This is a genomic window from uncultured Cetobacterium sp., assembly GCF_945952365.1.
Classification (GTDB): Bacteria; Fusobacteriota; Fusobacteriia; order Fusobacteriales; family Fusobacteriaceae; genus Cetobacterium_A.
The window spans coordinates 1-19,031 of record NZ_CAMFHX010000002.1; the positions used below are offsets into that span (position 1 = coordinate 1).

Below are 19,031 nucleotides of genomic sequence, written 5' to 3' on the forward strand. Positions count from 1 at the left end.
ATTATACCTCAAAGGATTGGAGTAGTTTCAATAAATTTTAAGTTAACAGAAACAGCTTTTAGAGGAGGGGGAAAAGAATGAAACCAATTAAATTAGAAATTACTGGTCTGCAAAGCTTTTCTAAAAAACAAACAATAGATTTTAATGAGCTAACTTCTCTTGGTCTTTTTGGGATATTTGGAGAAACTGGAAGTGGAAAATCAACAATCTTAGATGCTATGATTTTTGCTATATTTGATGAAATACCGAGAACTATGGGAAGTAAGGGGAAAAATATCAGACCATGTTTAAACCAAGATAGTCAAAACATCGAGGTTTATTTCAAATTCTCTTTAGGTGAAGATATATTTGAAATAGATAGATGCTATAAGAAAAAGTATAATAGAAAAGGTGAGGAAAAATTTGAGCAAAGCAATCCTATTTTAAAAATAAATGGTGATGTTATTGCAGATACAGTCACAAATGTTCAAAGTAAAATAAATGAGCACTTTGGAATAAGTGTAAGTGATTTTACAAGATCAGTTGTTCTTCCTCAAGGAAAATTTAGTGAATTTTTGAAACTTAAAGGCTCTGATAAAATGAGTATGCTTGAAAATATATTTGATTTAGAAAAATATGGTACGAAGATGTCTGATAAGATAAGTGGTCGTTTAAATATTTTAAAAGAGAGTATTAACTCTCTCCAAAATCAGATTAAAGGAAAGGGAGATTTCTCTTTAGAGCTTATAGATACTTTAAAATCTAATTTAGAGGTTAAAAATGTTGAACATATTAATTTAATTGATGAAAAAAAGAGTTTAACATCTGAATTTTTAGAATTGACCGAGGTAAAGAACCTTTTTCAAAAACTAGAGTTTTATAACTTTGAGATTTCAAAATTAGAAGAGATAAAAGAAAAAATAGCTCAAAATAAAGATAAAATTTCAAAACATGAAGTTGCAAGCTCATTGAAAAGTTTAATTGAAGAGTTAGAGTTACTTCAAAAAGATATTACTCAAAATAGTTTTGATTTAAAAAATCTTGAAATAGATTTATCTAAAGAGAGTGAATCTTTAAATCTTGAAAAAATAAACGAGGCAACTCTTGAAAAAAATATAGAAAAAATAAACCAACAGCTTTTAGAGAAAAAGATAGATTACGATACTCTTGATTCTCTTAGAAAAGCCGTAGGATATCTTCAAACTATAAAATTAAAAGAAAATCTTTTAAAAGAGGTTTTAGAATACAATAAGAGCATAGACGAAGAGATAAACTCATTTAAAGAGAGGTTTAAAAATTCTGAAGCTGAATTAGATACAACGCAAAAAGAGTTAGATTCTTTAATCAAAATAGATCCTATTTTAATTTATACTTTTGAAAAAGAGATTTCAGATATTAAAACAACACTTCGAATTGAAAGTGAAAAGATTTTAAATAAATCCAATCTAGAAAAAGAGTTGGAGAAATATTTGGAAAATAAAAACTCTTTATTGGATGATTTCTCTAAAATAAATGAAGTAGTTTCAGAATTACAAAAGCAAACTCTTCAAAATCAAGCTTTTGAATTAGCTCAACATCTAAAGCATGGAGACAACTGCCCTGTTTGCGGCTCAAAAGAGCATCCAACTTTAGCTCAAAGTACACATAGTATAGATATCTCAGTTCTTCAAGAAAATATAGATGAGAGAAACAACTTAGAGAAAAAATTGATAGCAATTGATACTAAAATAGAGTATACAACTAAGGCTATATTCAGTATTGAAGTTATTGAAAATATTGATTTGTTAGAAGAGAGTTTAATACAAAAAGAGATTGAACTGAAATCTCTAAAAGAAAAAGATAATGAGTTTTCTATAAAAGAGCGTAATATCTCTAAATCTTTAGCTACTTTAACTTCTATATTATCTAACTTAAAGGAAAATATATCACATAGAGAAGAGATTTTAAAAAGTTCCCTAGATAAAGCTTCACTATATGAAAATGAAGTTTTGAAGGAGAAAGAGAGCCTATCTCATTTAAACCTTTGTAATATACTTAATAATTCTTTAGAGATAACTTTAGATTCGGTTTTAAAAGAGAAGGAGATTTTAGAAAGTATGGATAAAGAGCATCGAGCTATGCTTTCTTCTAAAGAACTATCTGAAAAAGATTTAAAGCAGATAAGGAATAATATACTTTCGGTTTTAGATAAAGTTCAATCTATTAATTTAGAGATTGTTACATTGAAAGAGAAAATATCTAATTCTGAAAATAGTTTCCAAGAAAAAAATAAACATTTACATGAAATCTCACTCTCTAAAGGATTTAATTCAAAAGAGGAGATTCTTTTATATCTTTTAAACGAAAGCCATTATCTATCTTTAAAAGATGGAATTTCAGAATTTGAAAATAATTATGTAAAATACAATCATCTAAAAGATGAATTACTTTCTGAAATTAACAATAGAGAGTTGAACTCTGAAAGATGGGAGAGTATTAACTTATCTTTAGAAGATTTAGCTAAAAAAGAGAGTTCTTTAGTTAAAGAGATTACAGAGTTAAATAGTGACTTAACTAGAATTGAGCTTTTAGCTGAAGAAGCTAAAGAGTTATTGAAAGAGATTGAAACGTTAACTTTAAAACAAGATGATCTTTTACTTCTTCAAAAGAGATTCAAAGGAAGAAAATTTGTTAACTTCCTTGCTAGAAAACGTTTAGATTATATAACTTACGAAGCTTCAAAAAGATTACAAAAGATTACTATGGGAAGATACCTTTTAAAAGTTGATAACAATTGTGACTTTATAATAATAGATACTTTTAATAGTAACCACTCTAGAGATTGTTCAACACTTTCTGGTGGAGAAACATTTATAGTCTCTCTTGTGTTAGCTTTAGCTTTATCTGGGCAATTGCAACTGAAGGGAAAAATCCAATTGGAGTTCTTCTTCTTAGATGAAGGGTTTGGAACGCTTGACAGTGTGCTTTTAGATAGAGTTATTGAAATACTTGAAGAGATTGGTTGGAAGGAAAAAATGAAAATAGGTATTATAAGTCACGTTGAGGATTTAAAAATAAGAATACCTAGAAGACTTGAGGTTTCACCTGCAATTCCTGGTGAAATAGGAAGTACAATAAAATTAATATAAAAATATATAATAAAGAATGCGAGGTTTTAATGAGAACAATTGGAGTATTTGATTCTGGAGTAGGGGGAGTTTCAGTTTTAAAAGAGGTGTTAAGAAAATTTCCTGCGGATAATATCATCTATTTTGGTGATAGTTTACATGCTCCTTACGGAGAAAAAGAGATTGATGAAATTCGTTCTCTATGTTTAAAGGTCTCAGATTTCTTGGTATATGAAAAAAAAGTTGATGCTCTTGTTATTGCTTGTAATACAGCAACTGGAGCAGCAATGGATATAATGCAAAAGAGATATGGTATACCTGTGGTTGGGGTAGTTGAAAATGGAGCTGCTGAAGGTGTGAAACATACACATAACAAAAATATAGGAGTTATAGCTACTCCAGCCACAATAAAAATGGATTTATATAAAAAATCTATAGCTAAAATAGATTCATCTATTAAGACATATAGTGTTAAGTGCCCTCTTTTTGTTGGTATGATTGAAAAAGGATGGGAGGATACCCTTGAAAATGATGAGCTGATTAAAAGTTATTTAAATGAGTTTTCAGTTGAGATTGATACTTTAATTTTAGGATGTACTCACTACCCTTTAATTAGAAAGTATATTGCTAGACATTTTAACGGAAATATTATTGATCCTGCAGAAGAAACTGCAAAATCTCTGAAAAAAATAATAGGAGAGGGAGAGTACCTTCAAAAACCTTATCTTAAATTTTATGCGAGTGGGGATCCTGAAAAATTTAAAAAAGTTGCTCAAGAGTTTTTAGGTCAAGAGATTTGTGAAGTAGAAAAAATTATTTTATAGGAGATTTTTATGAAAAGAGTTAAACTACTTTTATTTTTTATGTTACTGTTCACTATAAATATATTTTCAGCGAGTATAAATGTTATTCAAGAAGGAGACCCTAGAACATTTGATCCTCATTTTGGAAACGATGGATTCTCTTTAAGAGTAAATCGTCTTCTATATTCTAGACTTCTTGAAAAAAATTCTGAGATGGAAACAGTGTTAGGAGTTGCTAAAAGTTATAGATTTATTGACAATCAAAAAATTGAATTTACTTTGAAAGATAATATCTTTTTCCAAAATGGGGATAAACTTACATCAGAAGATGTTAAGTTTTCATTCCATAGAATGAAAAACTCTCCAAGGATAGCTGGAGTATTACCACCAATAAAAGAGATTATAATAAAAGATGATTACAACTTCGAAATGATACTAGAAAAGCCATTTTCAGCTATTTTAGACCAGCTGACACATCCTGCGCTAAGTATTGTAAGTAAAAATTATCTAACAAAAAATTCTAAAGCTTTGATTGAGCACCCTATGGGAAGTGGAAAATATATTTTAGAAAGTTGGAACCCAGGAGAGGGATTGGTTTTAGAAAGATTTGAAAACTATTTTGATCCTAAACCAACATATAAAAAAATAAATATAAAGACAATTCCATTGGCTACCAATAGAACAATCGCTCTTGAAACAGGCGAAGCTGATATGGCTTTTTCTCTTCCACCACAAGATAAAGTTACGATTGAGAAAAATAAAAATCTTCAGTTTTTATCAATACCATCTTACTCTTATACATATATGGGGTTAAATATGAAAAATGAAGTTTTTAGCGATGCAAATATCAGAAAAGGAATTAACTTAGCAATCGATAAAGAAGCCATCGTAGAAACTGTATTAAATGGAGAGGGAGTTATTGCCAACTCTCCTGTTGCAAAAGGTGTTCAAGGACACAATCCTAATACTAAAAATCTTGAATATAATAAAGAGGAAGCAAGTACTTTATTAAAACCTTTAAAAGGAAAAACTTTGACATTAGCTACTATGAGTTCAAATCTAGATATTCAAACTGCTGAAATAATTGCCGCATACTTAAAAGAAGTTGAGATTAATGTTTCAATAGTTATTCTTGAACCTAGTGTTTATTGGATAAAAACAAATAGTGGGGAGTTCGATATGTTTATAGGGTCTTGGGGAAGTGTAACAGGAGACTCTGACTACGCTCTTTATCCAACTCATCATAGTAATTCATTTGGAGCTTCAGGAAATAGAACTTTCTTTAGTGATAAAAAAGTCGATACTCTTTTAGAAGAAGCCAGAGAAACTCTTGATAAAAATAAAAGAGACAAAATTTATAAAGAGATTCAAGAGATAATTGTAAATAATAATAGTGAAGTTATGTTATTCTATAGAGATTTAAATGGTGCACTTAATAAAAAAATAAAAGACTTCCACATGTATCCTATCCCTATACATGACTATTCTTTAGGAACTATTTATTAGACTGATGATTCAAATTGAAGGAAAGCATTTGACTTTAGAGTATATATGAGGTAATAAATATAACAATTAAGATGATAGAAGGGGTTGATACCATGATAATAGCTTATGAAAAATTAACTAACTCTTACAGAAATATTGTAAAGGAAAATATGTTTCATATTGGAGAGGGACTTATTTTAGACCGAGAAAATAATGTTCTTCATAGATTTGAAAACATAAACGATATTACCTTAGATACTTTAAAAATGCTTAATAAGTTAAAAGAAGAGATTGTAGTTGTTTATCCTTGTAACTTGAGAGAAAGAAAAACTACTTTAGATGTCTGTGTTGAATCTTATATTGTTAGACACTACAACTTAGAGACTATATTCCACTCTATCCACGGATGCGAATGTACAAAGAGAAATATTAAATTATTATGGAATGTCGATTTAAGACATTGTAACGTTTTCTTTTAAAGAGTATAGTTGGATTACATTTTAATCCATAAAAAATCTTTTTTTACTCAAAACAAAATGGTGTGATTATAATCACACCTAATTTTTTTTATTCTAGTATAAAATGCTAGTATATTATTTATTTTAGGAGGATTCTATGTTTTTAGAAACAATTGAAAAAGTTGCAAATGCAGGAGTGGCTAAAAGTAATTTTTTAAAAAATAGCTTAGGAAAATACTTCGTATTATCAACTTTCGCTGGATTTTTTGTTGGATTAGGAATTTTATTAATTTTCTCTCTTGGTGGATTAGCTGCACCAGTTATTGGACCATTAGGTGCTAGAACACTTATGGGAGCTTGCTTTGGAGTTGCACTTAGTTTAGTTATTATGTGTGGAAGTGAACTATTTACTGGAAACAACTTTGTTATGACTATATCTACACTGTCAAAGAAAACTACTTGGGCAGATACTATAAAACTTTGGGTTGTATGTTACTTTGGAAATTTATTTGGTTCGATTCTTTGTGGATGGTTCTTCTCAATGACTAACTTAACTGTTCACTTTGTTCCTGGGGCAGAAAGCGTTGGAAAGTTCATGGTAACTATAGCTACTTTAAAAGCTACAGCACCATTCATGGATTTATTCTATAGAGGAGTTCTTTGTAACATTCTTGTTTGTTTAGCAGTTTGGTGTTCAATCAAAATGACATCTGAATCTGGAAAATTAATCATGATCTGGTGGTGTCTATTTGTATTCATTACTGTTGGATTAGAGCATAGTATTGCAAACATGACTCTTTTCTCTGCTTTAATGTTTAAAGACCCTCAATTCTTTATGGGAATGATTACTAACTTAATTCCAGTAACTCTTGGAAATATTCTTGGTGGAGTAGGTTTAGCAGCAGCATACTTCTATGTATCTAAAAAAGATTAATTTATTGAAATGGAGATTTTGAAAGTCTCCATTTTTTTTATGAATTTTTATTGACTTAGAGTTAAGTCTAAGTGATATAATACTTTTATATTTAAAATATTTAAATTACAAAATGGAGGCATAAATGATTTTTATTTTACAAAGGCTACTTCCAGTAGTTTTATTTATAATGACAGCAGCATATTTTTTTTCTAAAGTTTACAGTAGTTTATGGTTCTTTTTAATTGTTCCATTAATAAGTTTTTCACCATTTATTTTCTTTTATTTTTTAAGAGAAAATAGAAGTGATATTTTTGAAATAGCACTTGGACACTATCTATTTTATTTAAATTATATTTTGATTGGAGCGGTATCGATAGTTTTAATATCTTTTATTTTAAAATTATTTTCACTAGATCTATTAGGATTGATTTCACAGAAAAAAATATTTTTCCATATTTTTATATTACTATCTTTTATAGGTCTTAGTTATATTGGTAATAGAAACTTTCAAAATATACTCGTTGAGAATTATGAAGTTCCTTCACAAAATATTAATTTAGATAAAGATTTAAAATTTGCTTTTATCAGTGATATCCATTTAAATGGAAAATTTGATGGAAGTAAACTTAGAGAATCATTTAAAAAAATGGAAGATGAAGGTGTTGAATTAGTTCTTATCGGCGGAGATTTTTTAGACAACAGTTATAAAACTGTTACCAATGATATCAAAAGTATAATAGATGCTACATCTTTTAAACATGGAATCTATTTAGCTTTAGGGAACCATGAATACTATGGTGGAATTGATGAGAATATAAATTATATAAAAACTCTTGGAATAAATATCTTAAGAGATGAATCTGTAGAAATTGAAGGTGTCACTATTATTGGAAGAGATGATAGACATAATAAAAACAGAAAATCTTTAGATGAGCTCTTAAAAAATGTAGAATCTGAGAATACTGTTATCGTTGTAGACCATAACCCTGAATCTTTAAAAGAGTTAAAAGGTGAAAAAGTTGATTTGTATCTTTCGGGTCATACACATAGAGGTCAAATTTTCCCTTTCAATCTTTTAGTAGATTATATGTATGAAAACTCTAGAGGTTATAAAAAAATAAATAATACGCACTCTTATGTTAGTTCAGGTCTCGGTACTTGGATGATTCCATACAGAATTGGAAGCCAAAGTGAGATGTTTATTTTGAATTTGATGGCAAAATAGATTACAGTTTTATCTGAGAGAGAAAGTAAAATTTCTCTCTTTTTTAATACAAAAAAGGGAGGAACCTCTGCGGGGGGAACAGAGGTTCTTGGGGGATTAAATCTATATATTATTAGCCTTTTATATAATAATTAGACATAGATTTTTAGAAAAAAGTTTTAAAAATTTCTATTTAAATAACATCTTTATATTTTTCAGGATATTTATTAAAAAGAAATTTAACAAAAGAACATTCAGGTATAATCTTAAAACTATTTTTTCGAACAAATACAACAGCTTCATCCATTAAGAGATTTCCAATTCCTTTTCCCTTATAAGATTCATCAACTAATGTGTGTTCAATTATTATAGTATGGTCATCTTTTTTTCGATAAGACATTCTACCTATAGTTTTGTTAGCGTTATCTTCATCTTTTATATAAAACAACTCTTTATTTTCATCATGAAAAATTTTCATTTGTGACCATCTCCTTTTAACTATAGTATTAATATACCAAAATTTAGGAAGAATCTTTTTTTATTTGTTAAACTCTTTCAATAGCCAACCTAAAAGATTTAATTTACTATGTCTTTAGAATAATACAAATAAATTATAAACGCAATTAGGTAGCATTTTTTTACGTGAGGAAATATTTCTTATATTTATATATTAGATAAAAATTTTAAAAGTTGTTTATTCACAAAAATTGGATTTTCCAAGTTTGATATATGACCTGCGTTTGGAATAATAATAAATTTTGAATTTTTAACTAATTTATGCATTTTTAAACTTTCTTCTTGAGGTCTTGGAATATCTTCATCACCAACCATAAATAAAATTTCATTTTTAATTTCTTCCATTTTATCTAAAATATCTTCTCTTCCAAAAATACCTTTTCCTAAATTTACAATAGTTTTTATTTTGATGTTTTCTTTATTTAATAACTCTTTTTTAAAGTTTCTATAAAGCTCTCCGTTATTTATAACTTCTTTTTTTGTGAAAAACATTGGTGCTATTATATTTGCTAACTCTTCAGGTATATATCCTAACTCCTCTATAGAATTAAGCATTAAGAAATATTTACTTTGAGTTTCTTTAGGTTCTATTCCAGAGTAACCATCCATTAATACTAATTTATTTATACTCTCTTTATAATTTAAAGCAAGATATGTCCCTATCATTGCTCCAACTGATAGTCCAACATAATTGAATTTACTAATATTTAAAGATTTTGCTACATCAATTATATCCTTACTAAGGCTTGCAAGAGAATAGCAGTCTTTCTCATTTAAAATGTCTGATTCTCCATGACCCCACAAATCGATTGAAATACATTTAAAATATTTCGAGAGCTCTTCTAATTGAGGCTGCCACATATTTTTATCCCAAAGGTATGAATGAACAAAAATTATAGGCTCACCTTCTCCTAAAATATTTATTTTCATTTTTTTATTTTCTCTTAATACCACGTACATATGAATTGTCACCATCCTATTTTAATAAAAGTTGTTCTAATATAAATTTCACTTCTCCTCGACTTAAACTTTTAATTTGTTATGCTTTTAGAATAATACAAATAAATTATAAAAACAATTAGGCACTATTTTGTAACTAGTCACAAAATAGTGCCTAATTTACAATCATATTTAGTATATGATATCCTTTGTTAAATTAAAAATAATTGATTTATATGAACTATTGTATCACGATATCTTTAAAATAAAAATATATTAAATTTATACAAAAATTATATAAAATTTGAATGAAGAGGTGTTTAGAATGACTTTAGAAAATGAAAAAAATTATGGTTTTTTATCTTTTTTAGCCTTAACTCCGTATGATGGTGGAATGCTTATAATAACAGGTTTAAGTAATGTTTCTCCACTAGAAGTTTTAAAATATTCTTTCTATATTTTTTCACTTCTAATTGTAACTTCAGTTAATATATATTTTAATAAAAATAAAAAAGTATTAAATAATGGTTTAAGTGCTAAAAAATAAGAGTCCCGTCGGGAAAATACGTTTTTACAGTTAGTATTACGTATTTTCCTAATAGAACTCTATCATCCTAATTTCATTTTTTAATACTCTAATTTAACAAGAAATCTTTATCCAATTTCCCCTCTTTTCTCCATTGAGAATATTCTGCTATACTTGTGAATAAAACATCTGTTGAAGAGTTCAAAGCTGTTTCACAAGAATCCTGAACAACCCCAATTACAAACCCCACACCTACAACTTGCATAGCTATATCATTTGATATTCCAAATAAGCTACATGCTAGCGGTATTAATAATAGTGATCCACCTGCAACTCCAGAAGCACCACAAGCACTTATAGCCGCCACTAAACTTAAAATAACTGCTGAAAGAAAGTCAACTTCAACTCCCAATGTATGAGCTGCACTCAATGCAAAAACAGATATTGTTACAGCTGCACCAGCCATATTTATTGTTGCTCCTAAAGGAATTGATACAGAGTACATATCTTTTTCCAATCCTATCTTCTCACACAAGTTCATATTCACAGGTATATTAGCAGCTGAACTTCTTGTAAAGAAAGCTGTCAATCCACTTTCTCTTAAACAAGTCAGTACCAATGGATATGGATTTTTTCCCATCATTAAAAATGCAATTAATGGATTAACTATAAAAGCCACAACTCCCATGCATCCTAAAAGTAATACTAAGATTTTCCCATAAGATAGCAATCCGCTACTTCCACTTTCTATAATCGAAGAGAAAACTAATCCCATAACTCCAAATGGTGTAAATTCAATTATAACTTTAACAACTTTTAAAAGAGCTTCTGAAGTATCAATTACTACAACTTTTGTAGTATCACTAACCTCTTTTAAAAATATTCCTAGCAGAGAACTCCAAAATAATATTCCAATATAGTTACCATTTAAAATTGCTTTTAGTGGATTATCAATCAAATTCAGTAGTAGTGTTTTTAGTACTCCTCCAATATTTTGAGGAGCTGAACTCATATTAACATTTGAAACTAAAGATAAGTTTACTGGGAATATAAAACTACCTATCACTGCAACTAAACTTGCTAAAAAAGTTCCCAAAATATAAAGAGTTACTATTGATTTGATATTTGTTTTCTGCCCTTTCTTATGTTGAACTATAGCTGCCAATACTAAAAAGAATACTAATACAGGTGCAACAGCTTTTAAGGCTCCTACAAAAATATCTCCAAATATTGTTATCCAACTCATCATATTAGGCGTGATATAAGCAAATATAATACCTATAACCAAGCCACCTAAAACTCTTTTTACCAATCCTATACTACACCAATCTTTAAAAACTTTCTCCATCTCGACTCTCCTCCTGTCTCTATTTTAAAAACAATTGTTTCTATTTAAGAGACAATATAACATATAATTTTTTAGAATACAAGATTTTTTTTATAGACATATTTTTTTTTAAACGTTATACTATGTTAAATGTATATAAACCGGGAGGCTTTTATGAATGGAAAGTTTTTAGTAGTAGATAAATCTATTCTTCCAGATTATCTAGAAAAAGTAATTGCTGTAAGGAATCTTCTTGAAGAAGGAAAATTACAAAGTGTTAGTGAAGCCGTGAAAATTGTTGGTATAAGTCGTAGTACTTATTATAAATATAAAGATTTTGTTTTTCTTCCATCTGATAATGCTCTTGGAAAAAAAGCTTTAATCTCTCTTATGGTTTCTCATAAAAAGGGAGCTCTTTCAGAAATTTTAAATTTTTTATCATCAGTTAATTGCAACATTATCACAATAAATCAAAATATTCCTATAAATAATGTCGCATCTGTTGTTATCTCATTTGAAATCGCTTCAGCTACTCTTCCACCTGAAGATATTGTTATAGAGTTAAAAAAAATAGATTGTGTTAAAATGTCTAGACTTTTAGCCTTTGAATAATTCCAAAATGTCAACTTTGTTCCACGACGAATGTTGACATTTTTTTATTTTAATTATAAAATATAATAAAAAATTTTAAAGGAGAAGTTGTGTCAACTAAAGAACTTATTATCTCAATTTTAGAAGAAAACAAAGGCCAATATCTTTCTGGTGAAGATATCGGTAAAAAATTAAATATTTCTAGAGCCGCTGTTTCTAAAGCTATTAAAGAGTTGAAAAATAATGGTTATACAATCCTTTCAGTAAATAAAAGAGGTCATTGCATTCCAAGTGAAAGCAATACTCTTTCAGCTATTGAAATAAAAAAGAATCTGAAATATAATAACCAAATTATAATAAAAAATAGTATTGATTCTACTAATACAGATGGAAAACGTTTACTTATTGAAAATCCATCACATGGAACTACTATTATTAGTAACGAACAAACTAATGGTCGAGGACGAAAAGGTAGATACTTCTTTTCACCCAAAGATACAGGAATATATATGAGTATTCTTTTGAAACCAGAACTTTTATCTTTAGAAAATCCATTAAAAATTACAATTGCGACAGCAGTTGCACTTACTAAAAGCATCGATGAACTTTGTAAAAAAAACACACTCATCAAATGGGTAAATGATATTTATATCGATAATAAAAAAATAGCTGGAATCTTAACCGAAGCTACGACTGACTTTGAAAGTGGATCTATTCAAAATATTATTATTGGAATTGGAATAAATTTTAATACCTCTATTTTTCCCGAAGAGTTGTCTTCAATAGCTGGGGCAATTTTTTCAGAAAAAGATTCTGTTGTTAATAGAAATGAATTGATTGCTCGTATCATAAATGAGATTATGGATACTATAAATGATTTAAATAACGAAAATATAATAAAAAAATATAGAGAGAAATCTTTCTTAATTGGAAGAGATATAGTGTTTTATGAAAAGAATATTGAAAGTTCTGGAAGAGTTAGCGATATTGATGATAATGGATACCTTTTAGTTCAAACTGATTCAGGTTCTAAGAAAACATTATATGCAGGGGAGGTTAATATTAAATGGTAGAAAATGTTTTTCTAAACTTATATTTTATCGGAATTTTAGCTATAGGATACAACTCTTTTAAAAAAGTTAAAAGTAGTTCACATTTTTTTATAGCTAATCGTGAAGCAAATGTTTTCCAAGTGACTGGAAGTTTACTCGCAACAGTTCTTGGAAGTTCGGCAATCCTTGGAAATATTGCCTCAACATATCATATTGGATGGGCAGGTATATGGCTCTTACTATGTGCAGCATTTGGTTTGTCTATGCTGTTGCCTCTTATTAAAAAATTTGAAAAATTTAAAGGTTATAATCTTCCCGAAATGCTAGGTGGATTTCATGGAGAAGAGGTTAGGATTTTAAGCTCTTTTATCATCTCTATTGCATGGATTGGAATTGTTGCTGCTCAAATTATGGGTGCTGCTCAAATCATGGGAATTATTAGTAATTTTTCTTATTTTGAAAGTGTTATTCTGAGTGGAACAGTTTTTATAATATATACAATTTTAGGTGGACAACTTTCTATAATAAAAACTGATTGTATTCAACTAATCTTTATTTTATTTGGAATACTTTTATGTTTCTTATTTTTACCTAATTTCAACCTAAACTATGTTCCATTAAATGTTATTAATGAAAAGTTTAATACTCTTGATTTATTAGTTTTAATTTTAACATATTCATCAACTTTTTTAGTTGGTCCTGACATATATTCTAGAATTTTTTGTGCAAAAAGTACTGAAGTAGCTAAAAAATCAATTATTATCAGTATCAGTATTTTAATACCTTTAGCATTTGTTTTAACAAAAATTGGAATATATGCAGCTGGAGCTTACCCTAATTTATCTAGTGGACAATCTCCATTACTACATGTAGCTGCTCATACTTTACCTAAAGGAATTAGCTTGTTACTTTATTTTGGATTGTTATCTGCTATTATTTCTACAGCGGATACTTGTCTACTGACATCAGCCTCTATCTTTACAGAGATTTTTACAAAAAATTTAGAAAATAAAAAATCGATTAAATTAACAAGAATTTCAATAGCTATTTTTGGAGTTTTCAGTATCTTAGTTGCTTTGAAATTAAAGTTTATTTTAAGCTCTCTTTTATTAGCTCTTTCAGTTTATTCTGGAGCTCTTATTATTCCTGTTTTCGCTGGAATTTTAGGGTTTAGATTTAAAAAAGAATTTGTTATTAGTGCTATTATTTTAGGCGGTGGAACAGCTGCACTTGGAAAAATTTATGGGGGTAATAATGCAAACTATATTTTAATCTTTGCATTTTTTATAAATTCATTAACTTTATTTCTTGGAAGAAAAAAATAAAAAATTATTTTGACAAATATTTTTTTATATGTTATCATTCTTTAAAATAAATTTTCAAGGAGGGTGTAGAATGATTTTAAGGAACAAAAGGGCGTTTTCAAAATATAATAATTTAGAAAAACTATCTCTTTTGTTGTGGAAATTTTGACTATTAACCTTTTAATATTTTAGTCTATTATTTGCCGAACTAATTTTGAGTTAGTTCGGTTTTTTTTATACAAAAATTTTATAAATATATAAAAATGGGAGGAATTATTATGAAAAAATTTTTATTTTTACTTATGTCTGGAGTTATATCTACATCAATTTTAGCTGAAAAACTTTATGTTGGTACAAATGCAGAATTTGTTCCGTATGAATATTTGGAAAATGGAAAATTAACTGGATTTGATATTGAACTAATGGAAATAGTTGCTCAAAAATCTGGCTATGAAATCGTTTGGAAAGACATGTCTTTTGATGGTCTAATACCAGCTTTACAAACTGGAAAAATAGATGCTGTCATAGCAGGAATGGCACAAACTCCTGAGAGACAAAAAGCTGTCGATTTTTCTAATCCATATCTTTATTTTGATTCTGAGCATTTAGTTTTAGTTAATGAAAAAAGTATTTTAAAGAACAAAGGTGATTTAAAAGATAAAATTGTTGGAGTTCAGTTAGGTTCAATGCAAGAGGAATTTGCTAAAAATCTTGGGTCTAATGTGCGGCCATACAACTCTTTTTTAGGGGCTCTTATGGATTTAGAAAACAATAAAATTGATGGAGTTATCATCGCAGATAAAACTGGTTACGAATACTTAAAATCTATGAAAACTTTAAAAATTTTAGATAAAGTTGTTGACCAATACCCTGGAGCTTCTATTGCATTTAAAAAAGGTAGCCAAGATAAAGTTAATAAAATTAACAAAGCTTTAAATGAACTGAAAGATACTTCTGAATACAATAATCTTGTTTTTAAATATTTCCCTGAAAAAAAGAAATAACTCTATAATTTTATAAATAATATAAAATGGCGTGAGGGTTAAAAACTTTCACGCCATTTTTGATTTATATATCCTTTATAGTTTCTAATATATATGTAGGTTTAAAGTCTGTTTTTTCCTGCCCAGTTGCTTCTCCTGTTAATACAAGAATCGTATCACAATTATTTAAAGTTCCACAAGCTATATCTGTGTAAAGTCTATCTCCCACTATAGCAATCTCCTCTTTATCTAAATCAATTCTTTCAAGAGCATAACTCAACATAATAGAATTTGGTTTTCCAAAATAGATTGGTACTTTCCCTGTACAAAGCTCTAACATATTGCAAATAGCTTTACAATCTGGAAGATATACCTTATCCTCTACTGGATATACTAGATCCTCATTTGCAGCAAAATATTTCACATCATTTTTTAATAATCTACACGCCATTTCTAATTTTTGAAAATTTAGCTCTGGATCCAAAGCCACTATTACTATATCTACATTTGGATTTTTAAAATCGGTAATATTTTCTACAACTTCAACTCCAATTTCACGGTATAGATTTTTATACTCCTCAGTTCCTATTATAAAAACCTTTTTATCCTTATAATTTTTTTTAATATGATTCAGAAGAACTATTCCAGCAGTAATAATATCTTCTACAACAACATCTATCCCCACAGATCTAAATTTTTCAACATATCTCTGTGGATTTTTAGAAGAGTTATTTGTAAAAAATGCTACTTTTTTTCCAGATTTTTTCAACTCATCTATTTTCTCTTTTGCTCCTGGAATTAATGTATCTCCAAGTAAAATTGTTCCATCGATATCAAAAAGATATCCTTTATATTGTTTCATTAAGCTATAATCTCCTCTATTTTTCAAACTTCAAAATATAATATCAGATGAATGTTAATCTAAAATTAATTTAAAGTTAAAAATTATTTGAATTTGTAAAAGATTAGTAAATTTCTATTTTTATTTAGAATCAAAAAAAAGCCCACAAGATTTTTTTAATCCTGTGAACTTTTCTATCAATCTATTTTATAATTTTTGCAGCGTTTTCACCAGCAACTTTACCAAATACTATTATATCAGTTACTGCATTTCCACCGATTCTATTTCCTCCGTGTACTCCTCCAGTTATCTCTCCTGCAGCATAAAGCCCCTCTATTTTCTTTCCATTTTTATCCAGCACTTCTGCGTTATCATTTATTCTAACTCCTCCCATTGTATGGTGGATAGCTGGTGAAACTTCTATTGCATAGAAAGGTTTTTGTAATATTACTCTTGGTAACCCTTTTTTTCCAAACTCTAAATCTTTTCCGTTCTTTACAAATTCATTGTATTTTCCTACTGTTTTTTCTAACTCTTTAGAATCTACACCTATTATTTTCCCTAATTCAACTATTGAATCTGCTTCTTTCGTTAACCCTTTACTTACATACCCATTTATAGCAGATAAATTATTTCTTGTTTCTTGGTCAAATATAAGGAATGCTGATCCACCTTTTTGTTCTAATTCAGCTTTAGAAACAACATCTCTTGTTTCTAACTCGTTTATAAATCTTTTTCCATCTCTATTAACAAGAATAGCTCCCTCTCCTCTTACGCTTTCTGTTATTAAATTCGATGTTTTATGAGCTACAGTTGGATGAGTTTGTATTTGAGTCATATCTACAACATCTCCTCCTACAGCTTGAATAAGTTGAATTCCCTCTCCTGTAATTGCTGGGTTATTTGTTGTTCCAAACCCTTCTAGTTTTGGATTATACTGCTTTATCATCTCAGCATTAGCACCAAATCCTCCAGTAGCCATTACAACTGCTTTTGCATTAACCTTATATTTTTTACCATTAGTTTCAACTTCTACTCCACTAATTTTATTATTTTCCATTAAAAGATTTACAACTTTACTATTAGTTCTTGTCTCAACACCCATATTTTCAAGAGTTGAGTTTAAAGCATCTACGATTACTGGTCCAACAGCTTTTCCACCTGTAGGTCTGTGAATTCTTTTCACACTTTGTCCTCCAGAGAAAGAAACCTCTGTTAAATCAGTACCCTTTGATATTAGCCAATCAATAGCATATTTTGATTCTTGCGTTAGTTTTTTTACAAGAGAAACATCATTAAGGTTTTTTCCACCTTTCATAGTATCATTATAGTATAACTCTGCTGAATCCTCTATTCCTAACTTCTTTTGAACTGAAGTATCTGCTGCATTAATTCCACCTGTTGCATAGTTTGTATTTCCACCAACCATTGGCATCTTCTCTAACAGAATTACTCTAGCTCCATTTTCTTTTGCAGCTATAGCTGCAGCTAGTCCAGCTCCTCCTCCTCCAACTACTACTACATCTGTATCTATATCTTTATATTCAGAAATCATTTTATTTTTTACTGCAACTTTTTTTAATATTATCCCCGAAGAAGCGATTGCTTTAGCTACTGCCTCTTTAAGTCCTTCACTTGTGTATGTAGCTCCTGCTATATTATCAACATCTAAAGATTGAGTTGTTATTATTTCATCACTTATCTTTTTCATTGCCCTTCTTGTAAATCCAGATTCTTCATGCTTAATAACCTCAATCTCTTTTATTTGATTATTTTCCCCAGATACTTTAACTTTAATTTCACCATTATATCCTTTTCCACTTCCTATAAATTCACCTTTTGACGCTACTGCTATACTTGATACCAGTGCCGACATACATAAAACTTTTTTTATCATTACCCGATTCTCCCTTTATTTTATTAAAACTTGCTCTATATTATATACTTTATTTTCTTGATTATCCAATACGAAATAGTATATAATCTTTATAAAATATTTGAATATAGTTTATAATACTTATTTAAGCAAACTATAAAAATGGAGTGAATATGGATTTAAATAAATTAGGTTATCTTCTTGTAATTTCAGAAGAAAAAAGCTTTTCTAAAGCAGCAAAAAAACTTTTTATATCTCAACCATCTTTAAGTCAATATGTATCAAATCTTGAAGCTGAATTAGGTATAAAAATTTTTGATAGAAATAAATACCCCATTACTTTGACATCCAGCGGTAAAATTTTTATTAAAAATATAAAAGAGATGTTGAATTTAAAAGGAAAAATGTTAAGAGATATTAATAATCACTCTACAAAAAAAGTAGACTCTTTAAAATTAGGAATATCTCCTTTTCGTAGCCCTTATATTTTACCTTTAATTCTTCCAGAAATAAAAAAATTCTATCCAAATATAAAGTTAATCATTATTGAAAAGAATGCAAAAGAATTAGAAAAGCTTCTAGAAAAAGAAGAGATTGATATAGCTTTAATGTCTCTACCCTTAACAAAGAAAAATTTAAATTTTATTAAATTTTATACTGAAGAAACGTTTTTAATCACCCCGAAAAATGATTATTATTCTACTCTTTCAGTAAAGAATGAAATATCTTTAAAAAATCTAAAAACCGAAAGTTTTATATTACCATCAAAAGGTATAAAAATTCGTGAAAAAATAAATTCTTTATTCTATAACAATCATTTCTTTCCACAAATTTATTTAGAGATAGAAACACAAGAAACTATTTTGTCTCTTATAAAAATAGGATTGGGGATTGGTTTTACTTCTAATATGAGCTTAATACATAAAGATTGGAAAAATGATTTCTATATTTTCTCATTAAAAGAGGAAAATATAATTAGAGATTTTGCAATTGTTTATAAAAAAAATCGATTATTAAATGAAGTTGAAAATACATTAGTAGAAATACTTTTAAAAATATTTAAAAGTGAGGAGTTCTCATGAATTGGAATTGACGTTTAGTAAAAAGAAAAGATTAAGCTTTTT

At 28.2% G+C, this 19,031-nt stretch carries 16 protein-coding genes and 1 pseudogene; 12 read left to right on the plus strand and 5 right to left on the minus strand.

The genetic code is table 11. From position 1 onward, the window contains the following. Positions 1 to 77 precede the first annotated feature (77 nt). From Q0O83_RS00715 to Q0O83_RS00740, 6 genes are all read left to right on the plus strand, one after another. Complete coding sequence (locus Q0O83_RS00715; RefSeq protein WP_294093126.1) at positions 78 to 3,107, plus strand: SMC family ATPase; 3,030 nt, start codon at positions 78 to 80, stop codon at positions 3,105 to 3,107. Positions 3,108 to 3,136: 29 nt separating this feature from the next. Continuing rightward, entirely contained in the window at positions 3,137 to 3,910 is a 774-nt protein-coding gene (gene murI, locus Q0O83_RS00720) for a glutamate racemase (protein WP_294093128.1), read from the plus strand. A gap of 9 nt (positions 3,911 to 3,919) precedes the next feature. Then, positions 3,920 to 5,395 carry an ABC transporter substrate-binding protein gene (locus Q0O83_RS00725; protein ID WP_294093130.1) on the plus strand — a complete coding sequence of 492 codons (1,476 nt, stop codon included), beginning with the start codon at positions 3,920 to 3,922 and terminating at the stop codon, positions 5,393 to 5,395. A 71-nt stretch (positions 5,396 to 5,466) separates the two neighbouring features. Further along, positions 5,467 to 5,853 carry a hypothetical protein gene (locus Q0O83_RS00730; protein WP_294093132.1) on the plus strand — a complete coding sequence of 129 codons (387 nt, stop codon included), beginning with the start codon at positions 5,467 to 5,469 and terminating at the stop codon, positions 5,851 to 5,853. 136 nt (positions 5,854 to 5,989) lie between these two features. After that, entirely contained in the window at positions 5,990 to 6,766 is a 777-nt protein-coding gene (locus tag Q0O83_RS00735; protein ID WP_294093134.1) for a formate/nitrite transporter family protein, read from the plus strand. Between the two features lie 124 nt (positions 6,767 to 6,890). Next, the gene (locus Q0O83_RS00740) at positions 6,891 to 7,973 is read left to right on the plus strand and encodes a metallophosphoesterase (protein WP_294093136.1); all 1,083 of its coding nucleotides are present in this window, start codon (positions 6,891 to 6,893) and stop codon (positions 7,971 to 7,973) included. 172 nt (positions 7,974 to 8,145) lie between these two features. Here the strand turns inward: Q0O83_RS00740 and Q0O83_RS00745 are convergent, their stop codons facing one another. Further along, positions 8,146 to 8,430, minus strand: a complete 285-nt coding sequence (locus Q0O83_RS00745; RefSeq protein ID WP_294093138.1) for a GNAT family N-acetyltransferase — start codon at positions 8,428 to 8,430, stop codon at positions 8,146 to 8,148. A gap of 185 nt (positions 8,431 to 8,615) precedes the next feature. Continuing rightward, positions 8,616 to 9,428, minus strand: coding sequence for an alpha/beta hydrolase (locus Q0O83_RS00750; RefSeq protein WP_294093140.1), 813 nt, complete (start codon positions 9,426 to 9,428; stop codon positions 8,616 to 8,618). 340 nt (positions 9,429 to 9,768) lie between these two features. Here Q0O83_RS00750 and Q0O83_RS00755 point away from each other — a divergent pair. After that, a pseudogene (locus Q0O83_RS00755) lies at positions 9,769 to 9,954 on the plus strand (Na+/H+ antiporter NhaC family protein); the annotation flags it as partial. An 88-nt stretch (positions 9,955 to 10,042) separates the two neighbouring features. Here the strand turns inward: Q0O83_RS00755 and sstT are convergent. Further along, entirely contained in the window at positions 10,043 to 11,281 is a 1,239-nt protein-coding gene (gene sstT, locus Q0O83_RS00760) for a serine/threonine transporter SstT (RefSeq protein ID WP_294093142.1), read from the minus strand. Between the two features lie 153 nt (positions 11,282 to 11,434). On the opposite strand from sstT, the gene Q0O83_RS00765 reads away from it, so the two are divergent. From Q0O83_RS00765 to Q0O83_RS00780, 4 genes are all read left to right on the plus strand, one after another. Beyond that, positions 11,435 to 11,872 carry an ACT domain-containing protein gene (locus tag Q0O83_RS00765; RefSeq protein WP_294093144.1) on the plus strand — a complete coding sequence of 146 codons (438 nt, stop codon included), beginning with the start codon at positions 11,435 to 11,437 and terminating at the stop codon, positions 11,870 to 11,872. Positions 11,873 to 11,961: 89 nt separating this feature from the next. Next, entirely contained in the window at positions 11,962 to 12,924 is a 963-nt protein-coding gene (locus Q0O83_RS00770) for a biotin--[acetyl-CoA-carboxylase] ligase (protein ID WP_294093147.1), read from the plus strand. After that, positions 12,918 to 14,228 carry a sodium:solute symporter family protein gene (locus tag Q0O83_RS00775; protein ID WP_294093149.1) on the plus strand — a complete coding sequence of 437 codons (1,311 nt, stop codon included), beginning with the start codon at positions 12,918 to 12,920 and terminating at the stop codon, positions 14,226 to 14,228. Before Q0O83_RS00770 ends, Q0O83_RS00775 begins: the two co-directional genes overlap by 7 nt. Positions 14,229 to 14,485: 257 nt before the next feature. Next, a complete protein-coding gene (locus tag Q0O83_RS00780) occupies positions 14,486 to 15,211 on the plus strand; it encodes a transporter substrate-binding domain-containing protein (protein WP_294093151.1) in 726 nt (241 codons plus the stop codon). 64 nt (positions 15,212 to 15,275) lie between these two features. Here Q0O83_RS00780 and Q0O83_RS00785 read toward each other — a convergent pair whose 3' ends face one another. After that, a complete protein-coding gene (locus Q0O83_RS00785) occupies positions 15,276 to 16,052 on the minus strand; it encodes an HAD-IIA family hydrolase (protein ID WP_294093153.1) in 777 nt (258 codons plus the stop codon). 181 nt (positions 16,053 to 16,233) lie between these two features. Then, positions 16,234 to 17,928, minus strand: a complete 1,695-nt coding sequence (locus Q0O83_RS00790; protein ID WP_294093155.1) for a flavocytochrome c — start codon at positions 17,926 to 17,928, stop codon at positions 16,234 to 16,236. Positions 17,929 to 18,080: 152 nt separating this feature from the next. Here Q0O83_RS00790 and Q0O83_RS00795 point away from each other — a divergent pair, with 152 nt between their 5' ends. Continuing rightward, entirely contained in the window at positions 18,081 to 18,989 is a 909-nt protein-coding gene (locus Q0O83_RS00795; RefSeq protein WP_294093157.1) for a LysR family transcriptional regulator, read from the plus strand. The last annotated feature ends 42 nt before the right edge of the window (positions 18,990 to 19,031 follow it).

Bases quoted from the DNA above. Each gene is read 5' to 3' on its own strand.
- Q0O83_RS00735 (WP_294093134.1), top strand. From the start codon at position 5,990: ATGTTTTTAGAAACAATTGAAAAAGTTGCAAATGCAGGAGTGGCTAAA.
- murI (WP_294093128.1), top strand. From the start codon at position 3,137: ATGAGAACAATTGGAGTATTTGATTCTGGAGTAGGGGGAGTTTCAGTT.
- Q0O83_RS00780 (WP_294093151.1), top strand. From the start codon at position 14,486: ATGAAAAAATTTTTATTTTTACTTATGTCTGGAGTTATATCTACATCA.
- Q0O83_RS00750 (WP_294093140.1), bottom strand. From the start codon at position 9,428: ATGTACGTGGTATTAAGAGAAAATAAAAAAATGAAAATAAATATTTTA.
- sstT (WP_294093142.1), bottom strand. From the start codon at position 11,281: ATGGAGAAAGTTTTTAAAGATTGGTGTAGTATAGGATTGGTAAAAAGA.
- Q0O83_RS00715 (WP_294093126.1), top strand. From the start codon at position 78: ATGAAACCAATTAAATTAGAAATTACTGGTCTGCAAAGCTTTTCTAAA.
- Q0O83_RS00785 (WP_294093153.1), bottom strand. From the start codon at position 16,052: ATGAAACAATATAAAGGATATCTTTTTGATATCGATGGAACAATTTTA.
- Q0O83_RS00725 (WP_294093130.1), top strand. From the start codon at position 3,920: ATGAAAAGAGTTAAACTACTTTTATTTTTTATGTTACTGTTCACTATA.
- Q0O83_RS00765 (WP_294093144.1), top strand. From the start codon at position 11,435: ATGAATGGAAAGTTTTTAGTAGTAGATAAATCTATTCTTCCAGATTAT.
- Q0O83_RS00795 (WP_294093157.1), top strand. From the start codon at position 18,081: ATGGATTTAAATAAATTAGGTTATCTTCTTGTAATTTCAGAAGAAAAA.
- Q0O83_RS00730 (WP_294093132.1), top strand. From the start codon at position 5,467: ATGATAGAAGGGGTTGATACCATGATAATAGCTTATGAAAAATTAACT.
- Q0O83_RS00740 (WP_294093136.1), top strand. From the start codon at position 6,891: ATGATTTTTATTTTACAAAGGCTACTTCCAGTAGTTTTATTTATAATG.
- Q0O83_RS00790 (WP_294093155.1), bottom strand. From the start codon at position 17,928: ATGATAAAAAAAGTTTTATGTATGTCGGCACTGGTATCAAGTATAGCA.
- Q0O83_RS00745 (WP_294093138.1), bottom strand. From the start codon at position 8,430: ATGAAAATTTTTCATGATGAAAATAAAGAGTTGTTTTATATAAAAGAT.
- Q0O83_RS00775 (WP_294093149.1), top strand. From the start codon at position 12,918: ATGGTAGAAAATGTTTTTCTAAACTTATATTTTATCGGAATTTTAGCT.